At 70.2% G+C, this 3,186-nt stretch carries 3 protein-coding genes; all 3 read left to right on the top strand.

What is annotated here, in order from left to right; translation table 11 throughout:
* Window positions 1–1,095, top strand: a 1,095-nt coding sequence (locus KBX34_RS32770; protein ID WP_282102715.1) for a TRCF domain-containing protein, incomplete at its 5' end; no start/stop codon positions are given.
* 76 nt (window positions 1,096–1,171) lie between these two features.
* Window positions 1,172–2,020 (top strand): hypothetical protein, encoded by an 849-nt coding sequence (locus KBX34_RS32765; protein ID WP_210928945.1) that lies wholly within the window; start codon window positions 1,172–1,174, stop codon window positions 2,018–2,020.
* Between the two features lie 2 nt (window positions 2,021–2,022).
* Window positions 2,023–3,000 (top strand): nucleoside triphosphate pyrophosphohydrolase, encoded by a 978-nt coding sequence (locus tag KBX34_RS32760; RefSeq protein WP_210928944.1) that lies wholly within the window; start codon window positions 2,023–2,025, stop codon window positions 2,998–3,000.
* The last annotated feature ends 186 nt before the right edge of the window (window positions 3,001–3,186 follow it).

Here is a 3,186-nt window from a genome sequence, read left to right as displayed (position 1 = left end):
CGGCAGGTGGCGGCGTCCATCCACCGCGAGCTGCTCCGCGACGGGCAGGTCTTCTACCTGCACAACCGGGTCGAGTCGATCGACCGGGCGGCGCGGCGACTGCGGGAGCTGGTGCCCGAGGCGCGGGTCGCGGTGGCGCACGGCCAGATGGGTGAGGACGCTCTGGAGAAGGTCATGGTCGGCTTTTGGGAGAAGGAGTTCGACGTCCTGGTCTGCACCACGATCGTGGAGTCGGGCATCGACATCCCCAACGCCAACACGCTGATCGTGGAGCGGGCCGACCTGCTCGGCCTGGCCCAGCTGCACCAGATTCGTGGCCGGGTCGGCCGGGGCCGGGAGCGGGCGTACGCCTACTTCCTCTACCCACCGGAGAAGCCGCTCACCGAGCACGCCCACGAGCGGCTGGCGACCATCGCGCAGCACACCGAGTTGGGCGCCGGCATGTACGTGGCGATGAAGGACCTGGAGATCCGGGGCGCCGGCAACCTGCTCGGCGGTGAGCAGTCCGGGCACATCGAGGGCGTCGGCTTCGACCTGTACGTGCGGATGGTCGGCGAGGCGGTCTCCGCGTTCAAGGGTGAGCGGTCGGAGGACGAGCCCGACGTCAAGATCGACCTGCCGATCGACGCGCACCTGCCGCACGACTACGTGAGCGTGGAGCGGCTGCGCCTGGAGATGTACCGCAAGCTCGCCGAGGCGCGGGACGAGGAGCGGCTGACCGAGGTGGTCGCCGAGATGACCGACCGGTACGGCGAGCCGCCGGCGCCGGTGCAGAACCTGGTGGAGGTGGCCCGGTTCCGCCTGCTGGCCCGCCGGTACGGCCTCACCGACGTGTCGATGCAGGGCAAGCACGTGCGGTTCGGCCCGTTGCCGTTGCCGGATTCGAAGCAGATGCGGCTCAAGCGCTACCACCCGGACGCCGTCTACAAGCAGGCCACCGACCAGGTCAGCGTGCCTCGGCCGAGCACCCGTCGGATCGGCGGGGAGCCGCTGCGTGACCAGGCGCTGTTGCAGTGGTGTGCACAGTTGCTCTCCGATGTGCTCGGTGCCCCCGCTCCGCTCGCCGTCCCGGCCGGGTCAGGTGCGGCCGGGTGACGCGCTGCGGTGAACTGGAAGCTCGGTGAGGTGGGGGCCGTCACAGCACGGGAGAGGGCATGAGAGAGTGGCGGGCATGCGTGCTCGCCGTGTGATCGCCGCCGCCAGCGTCGCGGCCCTGGGTGTCCTCTCCCTCGCTGCCTGCGGTAAGTCCGCACCGGGGGTCGCCGTGTACGTCGGTGACACCACCTATTCGGTGCAACGGGTCGACGAGATCCACGCCGAGGCCCAGGCGAAGTACGAGACGACCGCCCGGGCGGCGTTCCAGCAGCAGAACGGGCCGTCCGCGTCTCCCTCGCCGGAGATGCTCCGGATCGACGCGACCCCACAGGACATGCTCAACCTGCTCGTCGGCATCGACCTGGCCAAGCGGATCGTCGCGGAGAAGAAGATCCCGGTCCAGGACCAGCTCAAAGCCGACGAGTTGGGCAAGAGTTTCGGAGCTCCTGGCTCCGAGTACGCGAAGCTCGCCGCTGACTGGTACAACCTCTTCCTCGCCCTCCAGGCGGGTCTGCCGCCGGCCGAGCTGACCGACGAGCTGCGGTCGGTCGTCTACGCCAAGATGGTGGAGGGCGAGGTGGCCCCGGCCGGCTGGACGGTCGAGCAGCAGCGTTCGGCGTTCGCCGATCCGGCCATCGCCCCGCAGGTGGCTGCGGTGGTGGCCCTCAGCGCGGCGTTCGAGGCAGAGGTGGAGCGGGAGGACGTCTCGCTCAACCCGCGCTACTCCGCGCTGGAGATTCCGGCCCTGCTCCAGGTGCCGAACGGGGGCTTCGGCAGGTACAGCCTTCCCTACCTGGAGAAGTCGGGCACCGTCACCGACATCTCCACCCCGGATCCGCTTCCGTCGGGCGCCAACCCGAGCGACGACGCAACGGCCCCGAGCGACGCGGCCACGCCCCCGAGCGACGAGGGCACGGCCAGCTGAGCATGTCGGCACGGATCGTCCTCCTGGTCACCTCACCCCGGTTGCCCGCCGGCCTGCTGACCTCCGCGGCCTGGGATGTCGTACGCCAGAACCCGGTGTTGACCGGCGCGGAGACCGAGCTGGTCACGGCCGTGCGCCAGGCGGGCGCCGAGATCACAGTGGTGGACGGGCCGGCGACGCAGCCGTTGCTGGATGCGGTGGCGACGCACGGCACTGTGGTGTGGTTGGCCGGTCCGGCGGGCGACGAGGCGCTGGCCCGTGAGTTGGGTCTGCGGTTGGCCCGGCAGCCGGGGTTGGCCGAGATGGAGCTGATGTACGGCTCGTGGGATCCGCCGGGCGCCCGACTGCTCGACGCGGTGGCCGTGATGGACCGGCTGGCCTCCCCGGGCGGCGACCCGTGGAAACGCGCGCAGACGCACCGCAGCCTCGCCGGTTATCTGCTGGAGGAGAGCTACGAGGCGTACGACGCGATCAGTGCCGACGACACCGACGCGCTCCGTGAGGAGTTGGGTGACGTCCTGTTGCAGGTGGTGCTGCACGCGCGGCTCGCCGAGGAGTTGCCCGAGGACGAGCGGTGGACCATCGACGACGTGGCCGGTGGCCTGGTCGACAAGATGATCCGGCGCAATCCGCACGTCTTCGCGGGTGCCGAGGCGGGCACTCTGGAGGACATCACCGAGAACTGGGAGCGGATCAAGCGCGCTGAGAAGGCACGCGACTCGGTGCTGGACGGCGTGGCGCTGAGCCAGCCCGCCCTGGCCCTGGCCGCACAGATCCTGAAGCGCGCCGCCCGTAGGGGCATCGAGGTCCCACCGCCGTTGGCCGCCACCCAGGTGGACGCCGAAGCAAGGTTGGGCGCGAGCCTCCTGGCCACGGTAGCGGCGGCCCGCGAGGCGGGCATCGACCCGGAAGCTGCCCTGCGCCGCGCCACCCTGGCCTACGCGGAGGCCATCCGAACCGTCGAAAGCCCACCCGCCTAAACCCCCACCCCGAGCCCCCCACCCCCGAGCCCTCAGACCCTCGTTGATCATGAAGTTGTTGCCACGACACGCCGGGTGGTTTCTAAGGTTCAGTGCAACTGATCTTGGTTGTGCTGGGGGTGTTGGTGGCCAGGCCGGGTGTGTTGACGTTCGGGCATCGGCAGGTGTTGGAGCATCTGTGGGGTG

The sequence above is a fragment of the Micromonospora sp. M61 genome (assembly GCF_018070245.1).
Classification (GTDB): domain Bacteria; phylum Actinomycetota; class Actinomycetes; order Mycobacteriales; family Micromonosporaceae; genus Micromonospora; species Micromonospora zamorensis.
The sequence above is the reverse complement of the archived record's forward strand: the minus strand, read 5'-3'. Positions and strand labels throughout refer to the sequence as shown.